Genomic DNA, 21,605 nt, shown 5'->3' on the forward strand with positions numbered 1-21,605 from the left:
AAGGAGCAGCTGTGAGCCAGGTTACGCTGCGTGATATTGCGCAGACCACCGGACTGTCGATCGGCACCGTATCGCGCGCGCTGAAAAACCAGGCTGGCATGACGGAAGCGACGCGCAACACGGTGCGCGAGGCCGCGCTGCGCCTGGGGTATGACTTTTCGCAGCTGAAGAAGGGACGCATCCGCCGGATTGCCTTCCTGCTGCACAGCCAGCACAACACGCTGGCATCGAGCCCGTTCTTTTCGGCCGTGCTGCACGGTGCGGAAGAGGCTTGCCGGCGCGAAGGTATTGCGCTGTCCTTCATCGTGGTCGGCCCGGCGGAACCGGTGCTGGACCAGATCCGGCTGCACCAGCCCGATGCGATCCTGTGCGCCGGCTTTTTCGAACCCGAAGTGCTGACCGCGCTGCAGCAGGTTGGCAAACCGCTGGTGCTGGTGGATATGTACCGGCGTGGTTTTACCTCGGTCAATCCCGACAATATGCGCGGCGGCTATCTGGCCACCCAGCACCTCCTGCGCTGCGGCCGCAAGCGCATTGCCATGCTGTCCGGTTCGCTGGCGCACTACAGCATCCAGCAGCGTAACCGCGGCTTCCGCCAGGCGCTGTTTGACGCCAAGGTCCACGCCGACCCCGATCTGGAAGTGGTGGTGCCCACCATGGGCGAAGGCGACGAGGGTGTGATGGAAGCCATGCGCAGCCTGCTGAGCCTGCCCCGGCGTGCCGATGCCGTATTCTGCTACAACGACAGCACCGCGCTGGCGGTCATGAAGTACTGCCTTGGCGAGGGCCTCAAGATTCCGCATGACATCGCCATTGTCGGCTTCGACGACATCGCCGCTGCGGCCGCCGCGATTCCGCCGCTCAGCACCGTGCGCGTGGACAAGGAGGCGCTGGGCCGTGCCGGCGTCGAGCTGTTGCTCAACAAGGCCGACGAGGAACCGTCGCAGATCACGGTGCCGGTCGAGATGGTCGTGCGCGAGAGCAGTGAGGACTAGCGCGCCAGCCGCAAGCCACGCTTTCCCGAACTTTTGCAGCCTCGCCGCGCGCCTGCCGCGACGAGGCCCACCCGCTGCGTCCCTGGCGTCAGCGTAATGAAAGGAGCTGTAACCATGTTCATGTTTTCCCATTCACGCTTCGTCAGCCTGAGCACGTTGCTGGCGGCGTTCATGCTGCCCGCCGCGCATGGCGCCGCGCCGCTTGACGCCACGCCGGTCAACACTTTCATCGGCACGCAGGACGAAGGCAATACCTTCCCTGGCGCGTCGGCGCCGTTCGGCATGATCCAGGTCAGCCCGACCAGCGAGCACTACGCCGGCTATCGTTACAGCGATGCGCGCATCCGCGGTTTTGGCCACTCGTATATTTCCGGCGCCGGCTGCTGGGAGCAGGGCGGCCAGCTGCAGGTGCTGCCGGTGACGGGGCTGATCGGTCCGGGCGGCGACTTCGACACCGGCAAGGCCGCCAGCTTCGATTACAAGCGCTATGCCGCCACTTACAGCCATGACGGCGAAGTGGGGCAGGCGGGCTACTACAAGGTGCAGCTGTCGAGCTATGGCGGCATCACGGCTGAAGCGACTGCGCTGACGCGCGCGGCGGCCGAACGCTACACCTTTGCCGCCGGTACCACCACCGGCCACGTGCTGCTCAACGTGGGCCAGGCCAATGAGCGTCATTCGGTGGTCGGCAGTGAAGTGCAGGTGCTGGACGACCGCAGTGTGGAAGGCAAGATCACCACCAAGAGCTTCTGCGGCGGCGCCCAGTACACCACCTGGTTCCGCATCACGTTTGACCAGCCTTTCGTCACGCATGGCGTCTGGGATGACCGCGGCGGCTGGCCGGGCGCGCGTGGTCCCAGCCAGCAGGGCGAGGCCCGCCCGCATGGCGTGTGGCTGAGCTTTGATCTCAAGCGCGGCACGGCGGTAACGGCGGTCAGCGCGATCTCGCACGTGGACATCGAAGGCGCCCGCGCCAACCTCAAGGCGGAAGGCATGGCCGGCGGCCAGGTGCTGGGCTTTGACGCCATGCGCAAGCAGGCGCAGGCTACCTGGCAGCGTGAGCTGAACAGCGTGCGTATCCAGGGCGGCAGCAATGATGATCGCACGGTGTTCTACACGGCCCTGTACCACGCGCTGCTGCAGCCGATGACGGGCAATGATGTGGACGGCCGTTATCGCGGCTACGACAACGCCATCCATACCGCCAAGGACTGGACTTACTATGAATACTTCTCGCTGTGGGATACCTACCGCGCGCAGAACCAGCTGCTGGCGTTGTTGCGTCCACAGCGCGCACGCGATATCGCCAATTCGGTGCTGAAGATCCGCGAGCAGGGCGGCTGGCTGCCACGCTGGGGCTATGCCAACTTCGAGACCAACATCATGACGGGCGATCCGGTCACGCCATTCCTGGTGGACCTGTGGCGTTATGGCGCACTGAAAGGACGCGAGGCGGAAGCCTACACCGCGCTGCGCGAGAACGCGTTTGGCGTGCCGCCGCATGCGATTCGTGCGCAAGGCCGCGCAGGCAACCTGAATTACCTGAGCAAAGGCTATGTGCAGTATGACCGCAGCTTCATCTCCAAAGGCATGGACGTCGATCCGCACCATGGCGCTTCGTCCACGCTGGAATATGCGCTGGCGGATAGCGCGCTGGCGGTGATGGCCAAATCGCTGGGCCATGCCGATGACGCCAAGCTGCTGGAGCAGCGCGCGCTCAACTGGCGCAATGTGTGGGACGCGAGCGTGGTCGATGCGCCGACTGGCCTGCGCGGCTTCCCGCGTCCACGCCAGATCGATGGCAGCTGGTTCTCCGATGTCGATGGCACTTACGATCCACGCAGCGAGCGTGGCTTCCACGAAGGCACGGCGTGGCAATACCAGTGGCTGGTTGGGCAGGATGTGCCTGGCCTGGCCGCAGCGATGGGCGGCCAGAAGCAGGCGCTGCAACGTCTGGACCTGTTCTTTGACCATGATGCGCTGGTGACCGATCCAGGCGCCGTGCGCAAGTCGTGGGTGGTAGGACCTTATAGCTACTACAGCCAGTTCCGCTACAACCCGAACAACGAACCTGACCTGCACGCGCCGTGGATGTACACGTTGATGGGCCAGCCGTGGAAGACCACCACCGTGCTGCGCGCGGCGGAAACGCTGTTCGGCAATGGTCCCGGCGGCGTGACGGGCAACGATGACCTGGGCACGATGTCGGCGTGGTATCTGTTCAGCGCGCTGGGCATTTATCCGGACGCGCCAGGCAGTGGCCGCTTCCTGCTGCATGCGCCACGCTTTGCACGCGCCGAGATCGATCTGCCGAAAGGCCGCACGCTGCGTATCGAGGCGCCTGCCGCCAAACCGGGCGAGCGTGGCTACGTGCAGTCGGTCAGCGTGGATGGCCGTGCGCAGTCGCGCGTGTGGCTGGACTGGGAGCAGCTGCAAGCGGCCGGCAAGCTGGAATTCCGCCTGTCGCCGCAGCCGGATACGGCGGGCTGGGGCACGCATGGCCGTGACTTGCCGCGTCCACCTGCCGATGCTGCGCCGTAAGCGGACCAGCGATAAAAAACGATTGATAACAATACGACTGGAGACTCCCGTATGGAACACATTTCGCAGCGCACCCCGCTGCACGCGTCGCACGCGCAGACCGGCAACACCGGGCCGCTGGTCATCATCACCACGCTGTTCTTCATGTGGGGACTGCTCACGGCGCTGAACGATGTGCTGATACCGCACCTGAAAGCGCTGTACACGCTGAGCTACGTACAGGCCATGATGGTGCAGTTCTGCTTCTTCGGCGCCTACTTCCTGGTGTCGCTGCCGGCCGGTATGCTGATCCGCAAGATCGGCTACCAGAAAGGCGCAGTGGCCGGCCTGATTACGGCGGCCATCGGCTGCGCGCTGTTCTACCCGGCGTCGAAGAGCGGCTATGCGCTGTTCCTGTTTGGCTTCTTCGTGCTGGCGTCGGGGATTACGATTTTGCAGGTTGCTGCCAATCCCTACGTGACTGTGCTGGGCGCACCGCAGACCGCATCGAGCCGGCTGACGCTGACGCAGGCATTCAACTCGCTGGGCACCACGGTGGCGCCGACGCTGGGCGGCATTCTGATTCTGTCGGAAAGCACGCTGGGCGTGGCGGAACTGGCGCAGATGGAACCGGCGCAGCAGGCCGCGTACCGCGCGACGCAGGCCGCCAGTGTGCAAGGTCCGTACTTGGCACTGGCCGCAGCGTTGCTGTTGCTGGCGCTGATGTTCGCGTTTGCCCGCCTGCCGAAAATCGACCATGCGGAGGAGGCGACGCCACAGGCTGACAGCGAGTCTCAGCGTTCGGTGCTGACGCATCCGCCGCTGTTGCTGGGCGCGTTTGGCATTTTCCTGTATGTGGGCGGCGAGGTGAGCATCGGCAGCTTCCTCATCAACTTCCTCGGCGAACCGGAGATTGCTGGTCTGACGCCAGCAGCAGCGGCGCATTACGTCAGCTACTACTGGGGCGGCGCCATGATCGGCCGCTTCATCGGCTTTGCCGTGATGCGCTATGTCAGCCCGGGAAAAGCATTGGCCTTCAATGCGGCCAGCACCATGCTGCTGATCCTGGTGGCGATCTTTGGCCAGGGCCAGACGGCGATGTGGGCGATACTGGCGGTCGGCCTGTTCAATTCCATCATGTTCCCGACCATCTTCAGCATGGCGCTGTATCGCCTGGGCAGCCGTACCGGCCAGGCCTCCGGCATTCTGTGCATGGCGATTGTGGGCGGCGCCGTGGTGCCGTTCATACAGGGCGTGCTGGCGGATGCGATGGGACCGCAGCGTTCCTTCCTGGTGCCGGCGGCGTGCTACGCCTTCATTCTGTATTTCGGCTTGAAGTTTGCGGGGATGTACAAGGAGGACGCGAAGGCGTAAATGAAAAAAGGCTTCCAGATGGAAGCCTTTTTAGGAATTCGGTGGTAGGCCGTGCGGGATTCGAACCTGCGACCAACGGATTAAAAGTCCGCTGCTCTACCAGCTGAGCTAACGACCCCCGAAAGAGGCCGTATTATATACAGCCTCGCGGCAATTGCAAAGCGCTTTTTTATTTCATGCCCAGCGCGGCGGTCGCTTTCAGCACCTCATCGGCGGTGGTGACGCCTTCCTGTATCTTGAGCGCGCCGGCGATGCGCAGCGGTTTCATGCCGTCGGCAATGCTCTGGCGACGCAGCGCCTGGATGTCGGTTTCCTCCTGCACCTGCGCGCTGAAGGCCTCGGTGACGGTGAGCAGTTCATACAGGCCGGTGCGGCCGCGATAGCCGGTCTGGCGGCATTCGGGACAGCCGACGGGTTTGTAGATGGTGGCCGGCTTCGATAGATTCCATTCGCCGGCGAGGCTGGCCCAGATATCGTCACTGAGTTCGCCGCCGGCGGCTTTGCAGTCGGGGCACAGCGTGCGGACCAGGCGCTGCGCCATGATGCCAATGAGCGTGGCTTCGAGCAGGTAGTAGGGCACGCCCAGTTCCAGCAGGCGCATGACGGCCGACGGCGCGTCGTTGGTGTGCAGCGTGGACAGCACCAGGTGGCCCGTCAGCGCGGCCTGTATCGCCATTTCGGCCGTGGCCAGGTCGCGGATCTCGCCGACCATGATGATGTCCGGGTCCTGCCGCATCAGCGCACGCACGCCGTCGGCAAAGGTCAGGTCGATGCTGGACTGAATCTGCATCTGGTTGAACGCCGGCTCCACCATCTCGATCGGATCTTCCACGGTGCAGACATTGACCTCGGACGTGGCCAGCGCCTTGAGCGTGGTGTACAGCGTGGTGGTCTTGCCGGAGCCGGTCGGACCGGTGACGAGGATGATGCCGTGCGGCCGCTGCGTCAGGGCGTCCCAGCGTTCAGCATCGTCTTCGGGGAAGCCCAGTTCGGGCAAGGTCTTGACCACCACGTCAGGATCGAAAATACGCATCACCAGTTTTTCGCCAAACGCGGTGGGCAGCGTGGACAGGCGCAGCTCCACTTCCTGGCCGCCTGCCGTGCGCGTCTTGATGCGGCCGTCCTGCGGGCGGCGCTTTTCGATCACGTCCATGCGCCCCAGCAGCTTGATGCGCGCGGTCATGGCAATCATCACCACCGCCGGCACCTGGTAGACCTGGTGCAGCACGCCGTCAATGCGGAAACGGATCGCCGCCATGTCGCGCTTGGGTTCCAGGTGGATGTCGGAGGCGCGCTGCTCAAACGCGTACTGCCACAGCCAGTCGACGATATTGATGACGTGCTGGTCGTTGGCATCGACCTGCTTGTTGCTCTTGCCAAGTTCGACCAGCTGTTCGAAGTTGTTGCGCAGGGTCAGGTCGTTGCCGCTGGATTTGTTGGCCTTCTTGATCGACTTGGCCAGGCTGAAGAACTGCGTGATGTACTGCGCGATATCGAGCGGATTGGCGATGACCTGCCGCACCACGCGGCGCGAGATCTTGGCGATTTCCGCTTCCCATTCGTGCGAGTAGGGATCGGCGGTGGCCACCACCAGCGTGTCGGCATTCAGTTCCACCGGGAGGATGTTGAAGCGCGCCGCGTAGCTGGCCGACATGACGTCCGCCACCTTGGTGAAATCAATCCTCAGCGGATCGATGCGGATGAAGGGCAGGCCGACGCGCTGCGCCAGCCATTCGCACAGCGCATCCAGCGTCAGCATCTTGTGCGGCGGCTGCGCCGACAGCAGCTTGGCATGTGCCACCGCGCACAAGGGATGCATATAGCCGCTGGTGTTCTTGAGGATGGCCTGGCTTTGCGCGTACAGCTCCTTGACCTCGGCCTTGCGTATCATGCCGTCGGCCAGCAGCCAGGTGTAGATCTGCTGCAGGTCGAGTGGGGCCGCTTTGCTCGTCGTGGTTGGGACTGAACTCATCTTGCGGCCACCTTTCAAAAAGGATTTACTTCATGCTGCTGGCGATGCCCTTGACCCAGGATTTCGCCGGCAGCCTGGTGTCGGCAACGATCTGCGCGGCCCGCTCGGTCAGTGCGGCGAGGTCGATTTTGCGCTCGCGCCGGAAGGCGATCGCAACCACGTTACCATCATGTACCTGCGGCAGGCAAATCACCTGCGCGAACGCGAATTTCATGGCCTTGAGATTGCGAGCGTAGCTGGGGTGGTCGCCGAACAGGTTGACGGTCATCACGCCATCGTCGCTGAGGCAGCTGTTGCAGGCCTGGTAGAACTCGGGCGTGTCCAGCACCGGGCCGCGCGCGGTGGCGTCGTACAGGTCGACCTGCAGCACGTCCAGCGTGCCGTGATGGGCTTTGTCATTGACGTAGTCGAGCGCATCCATCTCCAGCACGTGCAGGCGCTCGTCGTTGGGCGGCAGCTTGAACATGGACTCGCAGATCGTGATGACCGACGGATTCAGTTCAATTGCCGTGACCTGTGCCGCGGGGAAGCTGGCGTAGCAGAACTTGGTCAGCGCGGCTGTACCCAGGCCCAGCTGGGTGATGTGCCGGGGCTGCTCCAGCCACAGCATCCACGCCATCATCTGCTGCGCGTATTCGAGCTCTGGCCAGTTCGGCTTGCGCAGGCGCATGGCGCCCTGCACCCATTCCGTGCCGAAATGCAGATAGCGCACACCATCCAGCTCCGACAGCGTCACGGGCGCGTATTTGGGCTTGCGCACCTTGGCGGGCGCTGGCGCCGAGGCCGGGCGCGAGGATTCGACTTTTTCGATGGATTTGCGTTTGATTAACATTGGACAGGTGGGGGCTGGAGGTGAACCGGCATTATCTGAAAACAACAATGCCGGCGCAAGGCCGGCATTGAGGCGGGAGGAGAGAGGCTGCCCGATTAACGCTGCATCGGTTCGACCACCACGCGCAGGCGCACGCGCTCGCCCGGGTCGTAGGACATGATGTTGGTGTAGTTGCGGCCACGGTAATCGTAGGTCACTTCATAGCCCGAGGTGCGCGATTCCCAGTGATCCACGGTGCGGCACTGTTTCACCGCCTGTTCCTGGACGCCGCCGCTGGTTGGGGTATCGGAATTGTCGACGCGGTCGCCGACCAGCGCGCCGGCGATGGCGCCGGCTGCGGTGGCCACCGAGCGGCCCGTGCCGCCGCCAACCTGGTTACCGGCCAGACCGCCGACCAGACCGCCGATGATGGCGCCGCCCACGCTGCGCTGTGGCGCAGGCTGCTGGACCTGGATGTATTCGGTGCGGCATTCCTGGCGCGGACGGTTGATCTGTTCCACTTGCGGGGTGACGCGCACCACGCGGCCGAAATCTTCAAAATCGGCAGCTTGTGCAAAAGGCAAGGCGCTCAGGCACAGGGCCGATGCGATCAATTTAGCTTGCAAGTTCATTTGGTACCTCATTTATCGTTCAGGGTGTCTATCAGGGAAATTCTGATATCGCATGATGCCTATGGTAATCCGGCTGACTGGCCTCGGCTAGTGCCAGACTGGTATCTGTGGCAACAAATTGTAACAGCCGCGTTATTCGGTTTCCTGAGGGTGAATTGTGCCGATTTGGCCCCTAAAACCAGCAAAAATCTTCTGTTTTTAACAAATATTGCGTTAGACATCACATACGTGTTGATCTGGAAGGAACAACACGTTACCCTAATATGCGTATGGGATTGAATGGCTGGCGCCGACCTGCTGGCCATGTTTAGTGGACAGGTGCTCAAATTATTTACTCTTTAATACACAAATTAGGCACACCTGACAGCAAAGTGGACACTCCGTACGTACCGGGTCAAGTTGAGGGGAACATGAGCTTGCTGATGAGCGTGCCGCCCAATCTCGTGCAATCGATCCGCGCCTTCCGCGTGGTGGAGCTGCAGGAGGAAGCAGCGCGTCTGGGCCAGCACTTCCTGTATGCGCACTGCATCGCCGGTGCCACCAAACAGCAAGTACTGGGCATTATTTCGGAATCGTTCCAGTTTCCCAAAGGTGTAGGCAAGAACTTCGACGGGCTGCGTGAAACGCTGACCGACACCATGTTCAAGGCCAGCGGCGAACATACGGGCTTTCTGATCGTCCTGGAGCAACTGCCCAACACCCAGAAATTTGACAAGGAAGCAAGGGAAACCCTGCTGGACGTCTTCCGCGACGCTGCTGATTACTGGGCCGACAAAAAAGTTCCTTTCCGCGTGTTTTACTCGTTCGAGTAAGCCGCGGCACGCCGTGCGCCAGTGGCGCAGCGGGGCTGCTACGGTCACGCCTTGCCTGCTGCATTGCAACATATCTTGCCGTTGGAGTGGCCCTGAGCCTGTGGACAAGGTACAATGCCGGGTTATGAAAAACATCGTCATCCTTATTTCCGGTCGTGGCAGCAACATGGAAGCGATCGTGCATGCGCTCGTATCCGAGGGCTGGCCGGCACGGATTGCCGCCGTTATCAGCAACCGTGCGGATGCGCCCGGCCTGAGCTTTGCTGCCGAGCACGGTATCGCCACGGCGGTGGTGGCCAATAAGGATTACGCCAGCCGCGCCGAGTTCGACGCCGCCCTGCAGACTGTGATTGACGGCTTTGCGCCCGATCTGGTGGTGCTGGCCGGTTTCATGCGCATCCTGACCGAGCCGTTCGTCACGCATTACGCGGGACGCATGCTCAATATTCACCCGTCGCTGCTGCCGCTGTTCCCTGGCCTGGCGACACATGCGCAGGCGCTGGCCGCCGGCGTGCAGGAACATGGCGCCACGGTGCATTTTGTAACGGCCGAACTCGATCACGGGCCGATGGTATTGCAGGCCCCGGTGCCAGTGCTGCCGGAAGATACGGTCGAAACCCTGTCAGCCCGGGTGCTGGCGCAGGAACATGTCATTTATCCACGCGCCGTGCGCTGGTTTGTAGAAGACAGGTTGACGCTAGCAGCGGGCGCGGTCCAGGTGGACCACAGCCAGTAAAACTAACCAAGGAATTCCATGAGATTGCCTCCAGCGATACTCGCCAACGCCGAAGAAGTGTTGCGCGAGATTTTGCGCTTTGCCGCGCCGGCCGACACCACCCTGTCGCGCTATTTTAAAGATCACCCGCGTTTGGGCGGCCGCGAGCGCGGCGCCATTGCCGAGTGCGTGTACAACGTGCTGCGCAACAAGAACTTCTACACCGACTTCTCCGAGCAGGGCGGCGGCGCCACCATGCGTCGCCTGACGCTGCTGGGCATGACCGATGCGGTCGGCCTGGAGTCGCTGGGCGGCGTGTCCGAAGATGAAGTGGCGTGGGTCACCCGCATCATGGAAATCGACCGCAAGCTGATGCACAAGTCCAGCCGTTCCAACATGCCGAAATGGCTGTTCGACAAACTGGTCGAGCAAATGGGCGAAGAAGAAACGCTGGCGCTGGCTGACGGCATGAACAAGCCGGCGCCGCTGGACCTGCGCGTCAACACGCTCAAGGACAACCGCGACGACGTCATCGCCAAGCTGGCCGAAGCGCCAATCAAGGCCGAGCCGACCCCGTTCGCGCCGCTGGGCCTGCGTATCCAGACCAAGCCGCAGCTGCAAAACCTGCCGCTGTTCAAGGATGGCCACATCGAAGTGCAGGACGAAGGCAGCCAGATTCTGTCGGCGCTGGTCGCGGCCAAGCGTGGCGAGATGGTGGTGGACTTCTGCGCCGGCGCTGGCGGCAAGACGCTGTCGCTGGGTGCGACCATGCGCAACACCGGTCGCCTGTATGCGTTCGATGTGTCGGAAAAGCGTTTGACCAAGCTGAAGCCGCGTCTGGCGCGCAGTGGCCTGTCCAACGTGCATCCAGTAGTGATCGCGCACGAGCGCGACGCCAAGATCAAGCGTCTGGCCGGCAAGATCGACCGCGTGCTGGTCGATGCACCTTGCTCGGGCCTGGGCACCTTGCGCCGTAATCCGGACGTGAAATGGCGCCAGCAGCCAAGCGCCATCGGCGAACTGCAAATCAAGCAGGCAGCGATTCTGGATGGCGCCGCGCGCCTGGTCAAAGGCGGCGGCCGCCTGGTCTATGCGACCTGCTCGGTGCTGGAAGACGAGAATGATTTCATCGCCAAGCAATTCCTGGAAACCCACCCGGACTTCGAACTGATCCCGATGCACCAGGCGCTGGCCGAGCAGAAGATCGAGCTGGAAATGGGGGACTACCTGAAGCTGCTGCCGCACAAGCACCAGACCGACGGCTTCTTTGCCGCGGTATTCGAGCGCAAGCCGATGCCGAAAAAGGTCAAGGAAGAAGACGCAGAGTAAGTCAAAAGGCCGGAGCTTCTCCGGCCTTTTTGTTAAGCTACGCACCTCAACCATTCAGACTTGAATCCAATGCAACAACAGCCACTGATTAACCTCATCGAAGACCTTACCGGCGACCTCAGCGATCCTAGAGTGCTGTGGCAGTTGGCCGCCATCATCGTATCGGTGGTGATTGGCTTTGGCATGGCCCGGCTGTTGAAGAAGCGCTTCGGCCGTCAGGAAGTGCATAGCGGCGTGCTGGGCTTCGGTGTCGAGAGTTTCGGCCGCGTGATGGCGCCGCTGATGGTGGTGGTGCTGCTGGCGCTTGCCCGCCTGGCGCTGCGCAAATATCACTTTCATGTCAACTGGCTGGATGTCGCCCAGCCGATTTTTGGCTCGCTGGTGGTGATCCGCTTTACCTTCTACCTGATCCGCCGTGTGTTTGCGCGCAATGGCCGCACCATCAGCGCCACCATGCTGGCGTTTGAAAAAGTGTTCCAGTTGCTGGTGTGGCTGGCCTTTGTGCTGTACGTGACGGGCATGTGGGTGGATGTGCTCGACATCCTGGAAAACACCACGCTGCCAGTGGGCAAGCACAGGGTGACGGTGGCCGACATCCTGCAGGCCAGCGCGTCCGTGGTGGTGCTGCTGATGCTGGCGCTGTGGGCCGGTGCGGCGCTGGAAGAATGGCTCATGAAAGTGCAGGGCATGCACACCAATCTGCGCGTGGTGGTGTCGCGCACGGCGCGCGCCTTGCTGATCCTGGTTTCGGTGTTGATGAGCCTGTCACTGGTGGGCATCGACCTCACCGTGCTGTCGGTATTTGGCGGCGCGCTGGGTGTGGGTCTGGGTCTGGGTTTGCAGAAGATCGCCAGCAATTACGTGTCGGGCTTTGTGATTCTGCTGGACCGCAGCCTGACCATCGGCGACATGATTACGGTCGATAAATACAGCGGCCGCGTGACGCAGATCAACACCCGCTACACCGTGCTGCAAAGCCTGGATGGCATGGAATCCATCGTGCCTAACGAGATGCTGGTGTCGGGCGCGGTGCAGAACTCCTCGCTGTCCAACAGCAATGTGAATATTTCAACCAAGGTGTCGGTGGCTTACGATACCGATGTTGATTTCGCCATCCAGTTGCTGACGGATGCCGCCCTGTCGGTGGAACGCGTGCTGAAAGATAAACCGCCGTCGGTGAACCTGACCACTTTTGGCGCGGACGGACTGGACCTGACCGTCAACTTCTGGATTAGCGATCCGGAAAACGGCCGCGGCGGCGTGACTTCCGACGTCAACCGCGCGATCTGGCGCGCGCTCAAGGAAAACAATATCTCTGTCCCATTCCCGCAACGGGAGATGCGTATTCTGGGGCCGGTGCCGACGCCCGTGACCGGGCAAGAAAGCACGACCGTGCCTAAGGAATAGTCAGTGATTCGGGGAAAAGCTTCGTCAAATCAGGGTTAATTCGTCGTACAATGTCGTCCAAAAGTCGGACCGGCGGGCGACGTACGCCTGTAAAAAACACAATCTTGGTTGGAGTAGTAATGAGTTTATACGCAGTATTGGATTTCCTGTCGAACGGTATTACCCGCTTCACGGGCTGGGAAGTGTTCTTCTACACCATGGTGGTGACCCACATCACCATCGCCAGCGTGACGATATACCTGCACCGTTGCCAGGCGCACCGCGCGCTGGACCTGCATCCTATCGTCAGCCACTTCTTCCGTTTCTGGCTGTGGCTGACCACGGGCCAGGTGACCAAGGAGTGGGCCTCGATCCACCGCAAACACCATGCCAAGTGCGATACCGAAGAAGATCCGCACAGCCCGGTAACGCGCGGCATCAAGAAAGTGTTCTGGGAAGGCGCCGAGCTGTACCGTGCGGAATCGAAGAACAAGGAAACCATGGAAAAGTACGGCCATGGCACGCCGGACGACTGGATGGAGCGCAACGTCTACACCCGCCACAGCGCGCTGGGCGTGGCGTCGCTGCTGGTCATCAACGTCGCGCTGTTTGGCGTGATCGGCATTACCGTGTGGGCCGTGCAGATGCTGTGGATCCCGATTACCGCCGCCGGCATCATCAACGGCATCGGCCACTACTGGGGCTACCGCAACTACGATTGCGCCGACGCAGCCACCAACATCATCCCGCTGGGCCTGCTGATCGGCGGCGAAGAACTGCACAACAACCACCACACGTTTGCCACCTCGGCCAAGCTGTCGTCGAAGTGGTACGAATTTGACATCGGCTGGGGCTACATCCGTGCACTGGAAATGGTGGGCCTGGCCAAAGTGAAAAAACGCGCACCGGAGCCGAAGTTCGCCAAAGGCAAACTGGAAGCCGACTTCGACACACTGCAATCGGTGATCGCCAACCGCTACGACGTGATGGCCAAGTATGCCAAATCGATCAAAAGCGCCTGGAAAGAAGAGCTGGAGCACCTGAAAGACAAGGCCCAGCTGGAAGCGCGCTTCCTGAAATCGTCGCGCAAGCTGCTGCAGCGCGAGCCGGGCAAGCTGGAAGCGCCGCAGCAGGAGCAGCTGTCCGAACTGTTCCAGCACAGCAAAGCGCTGGAAACCATGCACAATATGCGTGTCGAACTGGGCGTGATCTGGGAACGTTCGCACTTCACGCGCGACCAGCTGCTGCACAAGCTGCAAGACTGGTGCAACCGCGCGGAAGCGTCCGGCATCAAATCCTTGCAAGACTTCTCGCTGCGCCTGCGTAGCTACGCATAAAGCAACACCGCGCAAACAAAAATGGCCCTACGGGGCCATTTTTCATTCCGGGGTCCATTCCGGGGTCAGGTCCGTCATTTCTACACAAGCTCGACCATAACGCTGCGTTAATGTCGAGCTTGTGTAGAAATGACGGACCTGACCCCGGAGTTGGGGTAATAAAAAAGCCACTCGGAGAGTGGCTTTTTCGGAGAAGCTAAGAGCAATTACTTGATCTTGGTTTCTTTGTAGATCACGTGCTTGCGTGCTTTAGGATCAAACTTGGTGATCTCCATTTTAGCAGGCATCGTGCGCTTGTTTTTGGTGGTGGTGTAGAAGTGACCCGTACCTGCGGTCGATTCCAGTTTGATTTTGTCGCGGCCAGTTTTCGCCATGATAGCTCCCTATTTAGACTTTTTCGCCACGGGCGCGCATGTCGGCCAGAACGGCATCGATGCCGACCTTGTCGATTACACGCAGACCAGCGTTGGACAGACGCAGGGAAACCCAGCGGTTTTCAGATTCAACAAAAATACGACGGTTCTGCAGGTTAGGCAGGAAACGACGTTTGGTTTTGTTGTTTGCGTGGGAAACATTGTTGCCGACCATCGGCTTCTTCCCAGTTACTTGGCAAACACGTGCCATAACGCACTCCTTAAAAGACATTCCAAAATTGGAAAAACAAGAGTATATCCAAAAAAATCAGCTTTTTCAATCACTTACGAAAAACAATTGTGTCTTGATTGCGAAAATAAATTTAACAATTGTGAATTCGTTCGTAAACCCTTGAGCGCATAGGGGTAAACCTACAGCTGACCATGCTCGGCAAACGAGTGCACTTGATGCCCGGCGACCACAAAATGGTCGAGGATGCGGATGTCCACCAAGGCCAGCGCCTGCATCAGTGCCCGTGTCAGCAACAGGTCGGATTCGCTGGGATCGGGCGTGCCGGACGGGTGGTTGTGGGCCAGCATCACGCTGGCGGCGTTGCGTGCCAGTGCTTCCTTGACTACTTCGCGCGGGTAGACCGAGGTGTGCGTGAGCGTGCCGCGAAACATTTCCTTGGCGTCGATCAGACGGTTTTTCACGTCCAGAAACAAGACGTGGAAGGATTCGAAGGATTTGGCGGCAAAGGTGACGCGCAGATAGTCTTTGACCGCGTGCGGCGAACTGAGCGTGGTGCCGGCCTTGATTTCCTCGAGAATGGCCCTGCGCGCCAGTTCCATCACGGCCTGCAACTGGGTGAACTTGGCCGGCCCCAGCCCTTTGACGGCGCTGAATTCTTCCAGGCTGGCGCCAAACAGCTGTTGCAGGGAGCCGAAACGGTGCATCATCTCTTGCCCCAGCTGCACGGCATCCTTGCCGTAGACGCCGGTACGCAGGAAAATGGCCAGCAGTTCGGCGTCGGAGAGCGCCTGTGCGCCTTCGCGTATCAAGCGCTCGCGCGGACGTTTTTCTTGCGGCCAGTCGATGATACGCATGATGATTCTCCTTAAAACGTCCCTCACTTTGCATCAGCGGCGACGAGAGAAGGCGAGGAGGATCAAAGGTGGCTTACAATATGGCCTTTGTCAGTTCAACGAAGCTTAAGTCATGTCTAACGAGCAACCTGTCGTCACCGCGTCGTCCTACCTTACCCTGAACTATCGTCTGGCCTCGCTGGATGGCGCCGATATTGTCACCACTTTTGCCACCACGCCGGCCACGCTGCTGATGGGCCAGGGCCAGCTGGCGCCGGTGCTGGAAGCGCTGCTGATCGGCTTGCTGGAAGGCACGCACAAGACGTTTGAGCTGGAGCCGGGTGTCGGCTTCGGTCCGCGCAACCCGGAGCTGATCCGCGAAGTCAGCCGCGCGACGCTGGACGCCAATTCGGCGCCCGATGCCGATTACAAGATCGGTGATCTGGTCGACTTCGCCGCGCCGGGCGGTGGCCGCTTTGCCGGCATCTTGCGCGAACTGGGCCAGGAAACCTGCTTATTTGACTTCAACCACCCGCTGGCCGGCCAGCCGTTGAAGTTTGAAGTCCAACTGATCTCGGTGCTGTGAGGAACGCATGAGCGATAAAGAACTCCTGTTGGCCCAGCCGCGCGGCTTCTGCGCCGGCGTTGACCGCGCGATTGAAATTGTCGAGCGCGCACTGCAGCAGTTTGGCGCGCCGATTTATGTGCGCCATGAAATCGTCCACAACGCCTACGTGGTGGCGGACCTGCGCGCCAAGGGCGCTGTCTTTATCGAAGACCTGAGCGAAGTTCCGGCCGGCCAGACGCTGGTGTTCTCGGCGCACGGCGTGTCCAAGGCGGTACGCGCGGAGGCGGATGCGCGCGGCTTCAGCATCTTTGACGCCACTTGCCCGCTGGTCACCAAGGTGCACGTGGAAGTGGCCAAGATGCGCAAGCAGGGCTGCGAGATCGTCATGATCGGCCACGACGGCCACCCGGAAGTGGAAGGCACCATGGGCCAGACCGACGAGGGCATGTATCTGGTGGAAACCGTGGAAGACGTGGAAAAGCTGCAAGTCACCAAGCCGGACCAGCTGGCGTATGTGTCGCAGACCACGTTGTCGGTGGACGACACGGCTGACATCATTGACGCGCTCAAGCGCAAGTTCCCGGCCATCATCGAGCCGAAAAAGGGCGACATCTGCTACGCCACCACCAACCGTCAGGAAGCCGTGAAGTTCATGGCGCCGCAAGTGGAGGTGGTGATTGTGGTCGGCAGCCCGAACAGTTCGAATTCCAACCGCCTGCGCGAAGTGGCGGAGAAGAAGGGCACGCCGGCCTACATGGTGGACAACGCCACGCAGATCAATCCGGCCTGGCTGGACGGCAAGCTGCGCGTGGGCGTAACGGCCGGGGCGTCGGCGCCGGAAGTGCTGGTGCAGGCCGTCATCGACCGCTTGAAGGCCCTGGGCGTGCGTAGCGTGCGTCCGCTGGAAGGCGTGGAAGAGAATGTCACGTTCCCGTTGCCGAAAGGTCTGGACGGACAAAAAGTTGCACCAGTGGAGGGCGCGGCCTAAACCTGTTACCCGCGAAGCGGAATATAATTCACCTTCGCGGGCGTTATTCCACGATTAGTTTTTCGGAAATCTCGCTATTATTTGCTTCGCTCTAAAAAGTTGTCGTTTCGGCTTATAAAACCGGGATGGCGGAGATACCGATCAGGCATGAAACTTGCATCGTGAACGTGTAGTCAACGGCGGCACTACGGGGACACCCGGGTGCCGTTTTTGTTACATGGACGCATAACAATAGGTAAAGGCAAAGCATGGATACTTTTATCCAACAAATCATTAACGGGCTGGTGCTGGGCAGCATGTACGCACTGGTCGCGCTGGGCTACACCATGGTGTACGGCGTGCTGAATCTGATTAACTTCGCCCACGGCGATGTGCTCATGATCGGCGCGATGACGGGGCTGACCATTCTCAACCTGCTGAATCAGCATGCGCCGGATTTACCCGGCTACATCAAGCTGGCGATTGCGATTGGTGGCGCGATTCCTGTCTGCATGATCGTGAATGTGATTATCGAGCGTGTCGCCTACCGCAGCCTGCGCAATGCGCCGCGTCTGGCGCCGTTGATTACCGCGATTGGCGTATCGACCTTGCTGAATACCTTTGCCATGATGATCTGGGGCCGCAACCCGCTGCCTTTCCCGCAACTGCTGCCATCTGATCCTATCTCCATCGGTGGTGCGCTGATCTCCCCAACTCAAATTCTGTTGCTGGCGCTGGCGCTGGTGTCGATGGCCGGCCTGGTGCTGCTGGTGGAAAAGACCCGCATGGGCCGCGCCATGCGCGCCACGGCGGAAAATCCGCGCGTTGCCGGTCTGATGGGCGTGGATTCGAACAAGGTCATCATCGCCACGTTTGCGCTCGGCGCGGCGCTGGCGGCGGTGGCTGGCGTGATGTGGGGCGCCAACTATGCGTCGATCCAGTTCTCGATGGGCTTCCTGCCGGGCCTCAAGGCGTTCTGCGCGGCCGTGCTGGGCGGCATCGGCAATATTTACGGCGCCATGCTGGGCGGCATCGTGCTGGGGGTGATTGAGAGCCTGGGCGCGGGCTACATCGGCGACCTGACGGGCGGCTTCCTGGGCAGCCACTATCAGGACATCTTTGCGTTTGTGGTGCTGATCCTGGTGCTGACGGTGCGGCCGTCCGGCATCATGGGCGAGCGCGTGGCAGACCGTGCGTAAGGAGGCGACATCATGGCGATTCTGAGTTTTGACACCTCCCGCGAGCCGCGCAAGGCTTACACCAGCATGGCGCTGTTGCTGGCGCTGCTGCTGATCTTCCCGTTCGCGGCTTCACAGTTTGGCAATTCGTGGGTCCGCATCGCCGATATGGCGCTGCTGTACATCATGCTGGCGCTGGGACTGAATATTGTGGTCGGCTTTGCCGGCCTGCTGGACCTGGGCTATATCGCGTTTTATGCGGTCGGGGCATATCTGGCCGGTTTGCTGTCCTCGCCGCAGTTTGCGACCTTGCTGGAATCGGTCATCAACCAGTATCCGGTACTGGGCGACTCGCTGATTGCGCTGCTGGGGCCGGAAATTCAGCAAAATGGCATCCACCTGTCGGTGTGGCTGATTGTGCCGCTGGCGGCGGCGCTGGCGGCGTTCTTCGGTGCGCTGCTGGGGGCGCCGACGCTGAAGTTGCGCGGCGATTACCTGGCCATCGTGACGCTGGGCTTCGGCGAGATCATCCGTATCTTCATGAACAATCTGAACGAGCCGATCAACTTCACCAACGGTCCGCAAGGCATCAATATGATCGACCCGATCAAGGTGTTTGGCGTGAATCTGGCCGGCGAAGCGGGTTCGCGCGCCACCGTGTTCATCGGTGGCTACGGCATGCCGTCGGTGAATGCCTACTACTTCCTGTTCCTGATCTTGTGCATTGCCGTGGTGTTTGTGACCTCGCGCCTGCAGCATTCGCGTCTGGGCCGCGCCTGGGTGGCAATCCGTGAAGACGAGATCGCTGCCAAGGCCATGGGCATCAATACCCGCAACGTCAAACTGCTGGCCTTCTCGATGGGCGCCTCGTTTGGCGGTGTCGCTGGCGCTATGTTTGCTTCGTTCCAGGGCTTTGTGTCGCCGGAGTCGTTCTCGCTGACCGAGTCGATTGCGGTGCTGGCGATGGTGGTGCTGGGCGGCATAGGCCACATTCCTGGCGTCATCATGGGCGGCGCGCTGCTGGCGGCCCTGCCGGAAGTGCTGCGTCACGTGGTGGAACCGCTGCAGGAAAAACTGTTCGGCCACGTGCTGATCGAGGCGGAGGTGCTGCGCCAGCTGCTGTACGGCCTGGCCATGGTGCTCATCATGCTGAACCGGCCGGCTGGTCTGTGGCCCGCGCCCAAGCATGAAGATCGCCCGGATGGCGATTCCGACACCAAGAATCAATCGTCCGGCGTGATCGCGGCTTGAGGAAGAGACAACAATGACTGAACAGGTAATTCTCCATATCGCTGGCGTCAACAAGCGTTTCGGCGGCCTGCAGGCGCTGACGGATGTTGGCATCAAGATCATGAAAGGCCAGATTTATGGCCTGATCGGCCCCAACGGCGCCGGCAAAACCACTTTCTTTAACGTGATTACCGGCCTGTACCAGCCGGACACCGGCACTTTCGAGCTGGCCGGCAAGCCGTATTCGCCGTCGGCGCCGCATGCGGTGGCCAAGGCCGGCATTGCCCGTACCTTCCAGAATATCCGCCTGTTTGGTGAGATGACGGCGCTGGAAAACGTCATGGTGGGGCGGCATGTGCGCTCGAAGCAGGGTGTGTTTGGCGCGATTTTCCGCCACAAAGCGGCACGTGACGAAGAGGCGTCGATCCGCCAGCGTGCGCAGGAACTGCTGGATTTTGTCGGGATTGGCCAGTTTGCGAATCGCACGTCCAAATTCCTGTCCTACGGCGATCAACGCCGTCTGGAAATTGCGCGCGCCTTGGCGACCGATCCGCAACTGCTGGCATTGGACGAACCGGCTGCCGGTATGAATGCCACCGAGAAACTCGCGCTGCGTGAGTTGTTGGTCAAGATCAAGGAGCAGGGCAAGACCGTGTTGTTAATTGAACACGACGTCAAGATGATGATGGGCCTGTGCGACCGGCTGATGGTGCTGGAATATGGCAAGCCGATCGCCGAAGGCCTGCCTGCTGAAATACAAAGTAATCAGGCGGTGATTGACGCCTACCTGGGAGGATCGCACTAATGAGCGACAACGTTCTAAAAGTATCGGGACTGAAAGTCGCATACGGCGGCATCAAGGCCGTCAAAGGTATCGATCTGGAGGTAAACAAGGGCGAGTTAATCGCGCTGATTGGCGCCAATGGCGCCGGTAAAACCACAACGCTGAAAGCCATTACCGGTACTTTGCCGCCATGTAAAGTCGAAGGCACAATTACTTATCAAGGCGAACATTTAAAAGGCACTAAATCTTTCCATCTGGTGGAAAAGAAATTGGCGATGGTGCCGGAAGGTCGTGGTGTATTTACCCGCATGACCATCCATGAAAACCTGATGATGGGTGCTTATACTCGTAATGATAAAGCCGGGGTGGAAGCAGATATTGCGAAATGGTTCGATGTATTCCCGCGTTTGAAAGAACGTGCACAACAATTGGCGGGAACTTTATCTGGCGGCGAGCAGCAAATGCTGGCAATGGCGCGTGCATTAATGTGCCACCCTAAATTACTGTTATTGGATGAGCCATCGATGGGTTTATCGCCTATCATGGTGGAAAAGATTTTCGAGGTTATTCGTAATGTCTCGAAAGAGGGGATTACGATTCTGCTGGTTGAGCAGAATGCGAAACTCGCATTGCAGGCAGCCCACCGAGGTTATGTCATGGACTCCGGCAATATCACCATGAGTGGCGATGCCTGGGACATGCTGGACGACCCGCGCGTCAAAGCTGCCTACCTCGGCGAATAATTCCGCCTCGCCTATGAAGAAGCCGCCGTGTGCGGCTTTTTTATTGTCCGCACCATGCTAAAAATTGGCATGTATAAGCCGGTTTCTGGCGTGAGAAGGGCAGGTGGTACAAATAAAAAAAAGCCCCGGCATGACCGGGGCTTTTTAATCAGTTAATCCGGCACCCTACCGTGCCGGATTAAATCGATTTATTTTTTTACTGGAGCAGCTTTGGCGGCAGCAGCGGAGAATTGATTTACTGCAGCGCTCAGATTGTTTTCCAGCGATTCAACTGCTTGCTTAGCGGTTTTGGTGAATTGCTCGTAGCCGGCGTTTGCATTGCCGATTGCCGATTTAAACAAGGCAACAGCGTTTTCCGAACCGGCCGGTGCGTTTTTGCTGACTTCTTCAACCAGCGAAATAACTTTGCGGTTGGTTTCTGCGATTTGGGTTTCAGCAGCTTTGCTGAATTCTGCGCCGGTGCTGGTGGCGATGGTTGCCAGGTGGCGGCCATAAGCGATGGTTTTTTCAGCGCTAGGTTGTGCTTGAGCTGCAGCCAGCGAGAAGAATTCTTGTGGATCTTTAGCCGACAGCAATTGCTTGGTGGTGGCCGACGATTCTTCCAGCGATGCTTTGGCGGCGGTCAGGTTCAGATCAACGAATTTCTCTACGCCTTCAAAGGCTTTATTGGTCAGCGTCGAGAAAATAGCGAATTGGGCTTCGAAATTAGCTTTGGTCGCATTCGAGAATTGCTCAGGAATCGAAAACATTTAGTTCTCCAGGAAAAATAGTCATTGAGGAATACTGCCAGTCTCTACCGTCGGTGAGAAACAG

Annotated in this window: 21 protein-coding genes and 1 tRNA gene; 14 read left to right on the forward strand and 8 right to left on the reverse strand. The window is 60.0% G+C overall.

Going from position 1 to position 21,605, the window contains the following annotated elements; all coding sequences use genetic code 11:
* Nucleotides 1–11: 11 nt before the first annotated feature.
* The 3 genes from GTP58_RS19360 (at nucleotide 12) to GTP58_RS19370 (ending at nucleotide 4,889) form a co-directional block, all read left to right on the forward strand.
* Nucleotides 12–995 carry a LacI family DNA-binding transcriptional regulator gene (locus GTP58_RS19360; RefSeq protein ID WP_161078811.1) on the forward strand — a complete coding sequence of 328 codons (984 nt, stop codon included), beginning with the start codon at nucleotides 12–14 and terminating at the stop codon, nucleotides 993–995.
* Between the two features lie 114 nt (nucleotides 996–1,109).
* Nucleotides 1,110–3,536 carry a GH92 family glycosyl hydrolase gene (locus GTP58_RS19365; protein WP_161078812.1) on the forward strand — a complete coding sequence of 809 codons (2,427 nt, stop codon included), beginning with the start codon at nucleotides 1,110–1,112 and terminating at the stop codon, nucleotides 3,534–3,536.
* A gap of 51 nt (nucleotides 3,537–3,587) precedes the next feature.
* Complete coding sequence (locus GTP58_RS19370; RefSeq protein WP_161078813.1) at nucleotides 3,588–4,889, forward strand: sugar MFS transporter; 1,302 nt, start codon at nucleotides 3,588–3,590, stop codon at nucleotides 4,887–4,889.
* A 42-nt stretch (nucleotides 4,890–4,931) separates the two neighbouring features.
* On the opposite strand, the gene GTP58_RS19375 is transcribed toward GTP58_RS19370, so the two are convergent.
* The 4 genes from GTP58_RS19375 to GTP58_RS19390 all read right to left on the reverse strand — a co-directional run bounded on the left by GTP58_RS19375 (nucleotide 4,932) and on the right by GTP58_RS19390 (nucleotide 8,304).
* Nucleotides 4,932–5,007 (reverse strand) — tRNA-Lys (locus GTP58_RS19375).
* A 51-nt stretch (nucleotides 5,008–5,058) separates the two neighbouring features.
* Nucleotides 5,059–6,861 (reverse strand): GspE/PulE family protein, encoded by a 1,803-nt coding sequence (locus GTP58_RS19380; protein WP_161078814.1) that lies wholly within the window; start codon nucleotides 6,859–6,861, stop codon nucleotides 5,059–5,061.
* A gap of 25 nt (nucleotides 6,862–6,886) precedes the next feature.
* Complete coding sequence (locus GTP58_RS19385; RefSeq protein WP_161078815.1) at nucleotides 6,887–7,693, reverse strand: spermidine synthase; 807 nt, start codon at nucleotides 7,691–7,693, stop codon at nucleotides 6,887–6,889.
* A gap of 95 nt (nucleotides 7,694–7,788) precedes the next feature.
* On the reverse strand, nucleotides 7,789–8,304 hold the full coding sequence (locus tag GTP58_RS19390) for a glycine zipper 2TM domain-containing protein (protein ID WP_161078816.1): 516 nt from the start codon (nucleotides 8,302–8,304) through the stop codon (nucleotides 7,789–7,791).
* A 410-nt stretch (nucleotides 8,305–8,714) separates the two neighbouring features.
* On the opposite strand from GTP58_RS19390, the gene GTP58_RS19395 reads away from it, so the two are divergent.
* The 5 genes from GTP58_RS19395 (at nucleotide 8,715) to GTP58_RS19415 (ending at nucleotide 13,883) form a co-directional block, all read left to right on the forward strand.
* On the forward strand, nucleotides 8,715–9,116 hold the full coding sequence (locus GTP58_RS19395; RefSeq protein ID WP_072787664.1) for a barstar family protein: 402 nt from the start codon (nucleotides 8,715–8,717) through the stop codon (nucleotides 9,114–9,116).
* Nucleotides 9,117–9,240: 124 nt separating this feature from the next.
* Nucleotides 9,241–9,852 (forward strand): phosphoribosylglycinamide formyltransferase, encoded by a 612-nt coding sequence (purN, locus tag GTP58_RS19400; RefSeq protein ID WP_161078817.1) that lies wholly within the window; start codon nucleotides 9,241–9,243, stop codon nucleotides 9,850–9,852.
* A gap of 18 nt (nucleotides 9,853–9,870) precedes the next feature.
* Nucleotides 9,871–11,160, forward strand: coding sequence for an RsmB/NOP family class I SAM-dependent RNA methyltransferase (locus GTP58_RS19405; RefSeq protein WP_161078818.1), 1,290 nt, complete (start codon nucleotides 9,871–9,873; stop codon nucleotides 11,158–11,160).
* Between the two features lie 69 nt (nucleotides 11,161–11,229).
* Nucleotides 11,230–12,567, forward strand: a complete 1,338-nt coding sequence (locus tag GTP58_RS19410; protein WP_161078819.1) for a mechanosensitive ion channel family protein — start codon at nucleotides 11,230–11,232, stop codon at nucleotides 12,565–12,567.
* Nucleotides 12,568–12,686: 119 nt separating this feature from the next.
* Nucleotides 12,687–13,883, forward strand: coding sequence for a fatty acid desaturase (locus tag GTP58_RS19415; protein ID WP_072787656.1), 1,197 nt, complete (start codon nucleotides 12,687–12,689; stop codon nucleotides 13,881–13,883).
* A gap of 206 nt (nucleotides 13,884–14,089) precedes the next feature.
* On the opposite strand, the gene rpmG is transcribed toward GTP58_RS19415, so the two are convergent.
* The 3 genes from rpmG to radC all read right to left on the reverse strand — a co-directional run bounded on the left by rpmG (nucleotide 14,090) and on the right by radC (nucleotide 15,343).
* Nucleotides 14,090–14,257: a 50S ribosomal protein L33 gene (rpmG, locus tag GTP58_RS19420; protein WP_005665735.1), complete on the reverse strand. Its 168-nt coding sequence runs from the start codon at nucleotides 14,255–14,257 to the stop codon at nucleotides 14,090–14,092.
* Between the two features lie 13 nt (nucleotides 14,258–14,270).
* A complete protein-coding gene (gene rpmB, locus GTP58_RS19425; RefSeq protein ID WP_008451488.1) occupies nucleotides 14,271–14,507 on the reverse strand; it encodes a 50S ribosomal protein L28 in 237 nt (78 codons plus the stop codon).
* 161 nt (nucleotides 14,508–14,668) lie between these two features.
* On the reverse strand, nucleotides 14,669–15,343 hold the full coding sequence (gene radC, locus GTP58_RS19430; RefSeq protein ID WP_072787653.1) for a DNA repair protein RadC: 675 nt from the start codon (nucleotides 15,341–15,343) through the stop codon (nucleotides 14,669–14,671).
* Nucleotides 15,344–15,455: 112 nt separating this feature from the next.
* On the opposite strand from radC, the gene GTP58_RS19435 reads away from it, so the two are divergent.
* The 6 genes from GTP58_RS19435 to GTP58_RS19460 all read left to right on the forward strand — a co-directional run bounded on the left by GTP58_RS19435 (nucleotide 15,456) and on the right by GTP58_RS19460 (nucleotide 20,792).
* Nucleotides 15,456–15,908 (forward strand): peptidylprolyl isomerase, encoded by a 453-nt coding sequence (locus GTP58_RS19435; RefSeq protein WP_161078820.1) that lies wholly within the window; start codon nucleotides 15,456–15,458, stop codon nucleotides 15,906–15,908.
* A 7-nt stretch (nucleotides 15,909–15,915) separates the two neighbouring features.
* The gene (ispH, locus tag GTP58_RS19440; RefSeq protein WP_072787648.1) at nucleotides 15,916–16,878 is read left to right on the forward strand and encodes a 4-hydroxy-3-methylbut-2-enyl diphosphate reductase; all 963 of its coding nucleotides are present in this window, start codon (nucleotides 15,916–15,918) and stop codon (nucleotides 16,876–16,878) included.
* Nucleotides 16,879–17,126: 248 nt separating this feature from the next.
* On the forward strand, nucleotides 17,127–18,056 hold the full coding sequence (locus GTP58_RS19445; RefSeq protein ID WP_072787646.1) for a branched-chain amino acid ABC transporter permease: 930 nt from the start codon (nucleotides 17,127–17,129) through the stop codon (nucleotides 18,054–18,056).
* A 12-nt stretch (nucleotides 18,057–18,068) separates the two neighbouring features.
* Nucleotides 18,069–19,286, forward strand: coding sequence for an ABC transporter ATP-binding protein (locus tag GTP58_RS19450; protein ID WP_072787644.1), 1,218 nt, complete (start codon nucleotides 18,069–18,071; stop codon nucleotides 19,284–19,286).
* A gap of 13 nt (nucleotides 19,287–19,299) precedes the next feature.
* Complete coding sequence (locus tag GTP58_RS19455) at nucleotides 19,300–20,070, forward strand: ABC transporter ATP-binding protein (RefSeq protein ID WP_161078821.1); 771 nt, start codon at nucleotides 19,300–19,302, stop codon at nucleotides 20,068–20,070.
* Entirely contained in the window at nucleotides 20,070–20,792 is a 723-nt protein-coding gene (locus GTP58_RS19460; RefSeq protein WP_072787640.1) for an ABC transporter ATP-binding protein, read from the forward strand. The genes GTP58_RS19455 and GTP58_RS19460 overlap by 1 nt, the downstream gene beginning before the upstream one ends.
* Before the next feature lie 188 nt (nucleotides 20,793–20,980).
* Here GTP58_RS19460 and GTP58_RS19465 read toward each other — a convergent pair whose 3' ends face one another.
* Nucleotides 20,981–21,541, reverse strand: coding sequence for a phasin family protein (locus tag GTP58_RS19465; protein WP_072787638.1), 561 nt, complete (start codon nucleotides 21,539–21,541; stop codon nucleotides 20,981–20,983).
* Nucleotides 21,542–21,605 lie beyond the last annotated feature (64 nt).

Origin of the sequence: Duganella sp. CY15W, from assembly GCF_009857555.1 — a bacterium.
Taxonomy (GTDB): domain Bacteria; phylum Pseudomonadota; class Gammaproteobacteria; order Burkholderiales; family Burkholderiaceae_D; genus Rugamonas; species Rugamonas sacchari.

What these genes read in the sequence shown, in the direction of transcription:
- GTP58_RS19365 (WP_161078812.1), top strand. Translation starts at nt 1,110, where the DNA reads ATGTTCATGTTTTCCCATTCACGCTTCGTCAGCCTGAGCACGTTGCTG.
- GTP58_RS19370 (WP_161078813.1), top strand. Translation starts at nt 3,588, where the DNA reads ATGGAACACATTTCGCAGCGCACCCCGCTGCACGCGTCGCACGCGCAG.
- GTP58_RS19380 (WP_161078814.1), bottom strand. Translation starts at nt 6,861, where the DNA reads ATGAGTTCAGTCCCAACCACGACGAGCAAAGCGGCCCCACTCGACCTG.
- GTP58_RS19385 (WP_161078815.1), bottom strand. Translation starts at nt 7,693, where the DNA reads ATGTTAATCAAACGCAAATCCATCGAAAAAGTCGAATCCTCGCGCCCG.
- GTP58_RS19390 (WP_161078816.1), bottom strand. Translation starts at nt 8,304, where the DNA reads ATGAACTTGCAAGCTAAATTGATCGCATCGGCCCTGTGCCTGAGCGCC.
- GTP58_RS19395 (WP_072787664.1), top strand. Translation starts at nt 8,715, where the DNA reads ATGAGCTTGCTGATGAGCGTGCCGCCCAATCTCGTGCAATCGATCCGC.
- purN (WP_161078817.1), top strand. Translation starts at nt 9,241, where the DNA reads ATGAAAAACATCGTCATCCTTATTTCCGGTCGTGGCAGCAACATGGAA.
- GTP58_RS19405 (WP_161078818.1), top strand. Translation starts at nt 9,871, where the DNA reads ATGAGATTGCCTCCAGCGATACTCGCCAACGCCGAAGAAGTGTTGCGC.
- GTP58_RS19410 (WP_161078819.1), top strand. Translation starts at nt 11,230, where the DNA reads ATGCAACAACAGCCACTGATTAACCTCATCGAAGACCTTACCGGCGAC.
- GTP58_RS19415 (WP_072787656.1), top strand. Translation starts at nt 12,687, where the DNA reads ATGAGTTTATACGCAGTATTGGATTTCCTGTCGAACGGTATTACCCGC.
- rpmG (WP_005665735.1), bottom strand. Translation starts at nt 14,257, where the DNA reads ATGGCGAAAACTGGCCGCGACAAAATCAAACTGGAATCGACCGCAGGT.
- rpmB (WP_008451488.1), bottom strand. Translation starts at nt 14,507, where the DNA reads ATGGCACGTGTTTGCCAAGTAACTGGGAAGAAGCCGATGGTCGGCAAC.
- radC (WP_072787653.1), bottom strand. Translation starts at nt 15,343, where the DNA reads ATGCGTATCATCGACTGGCCGCAAGAAAAACGTCCGCGCGAGCGCTTG.
- GTP58_RS19435 (WP_161078820.1), top strand. Translation starts at nt 15,456, where the DNA reads ATGTCTAACGAGCAACCTGTCGTCACCGCGTCGTCCTACCTTACCCTG.
- ispH (WP_072787648.1), top strand. Translation starts at nt 15,916, where the DNA reads ATGAGCGATAAAGAACTCCTGTTGGCCCAGCCGCGCGGCTTCTGCGCC.
- GTP58_RS19445 (WP_072787646.1), top strand. Translation starts at nt 17,127, where the DNA reads ATGGATACTTTTATCCAACAAATCATTAACGGGCTGGTGCTGGGCAGC.
- GTP58_RS19450 (WP_072787644.1), top strand. Translation starts at nt 18,069, where the DNA reads ATGGCGATTCTGAGTTTTGACACCTCCCGCGAGCCGCGCAAGGCTTAC.
- GTP58_RS19455 (WP_161078821.1), top strand. Translation starts at nt 19,300, where the DNA reads ATGACTGAACAGGTAATTCTCCATATCGCTGGCGTCAACAAGCGTTTC.
- GTP58_RS19460 (WP_072787640.1), top strand. Translation starts at nt 20,070, where the DNA reads ATGAGCGACAACGTTCTAAAAGTATCGGGACTGAAAGTCGCATACGGC.
- GTP58_RS19465 (WP_072787638.1), bottom strand. Translation starts at nt 21,541, where the DNA reads ATGTTTTCGATTCCTGAGCAATTCTCGAATGCGACCAAAGCTAATTTC.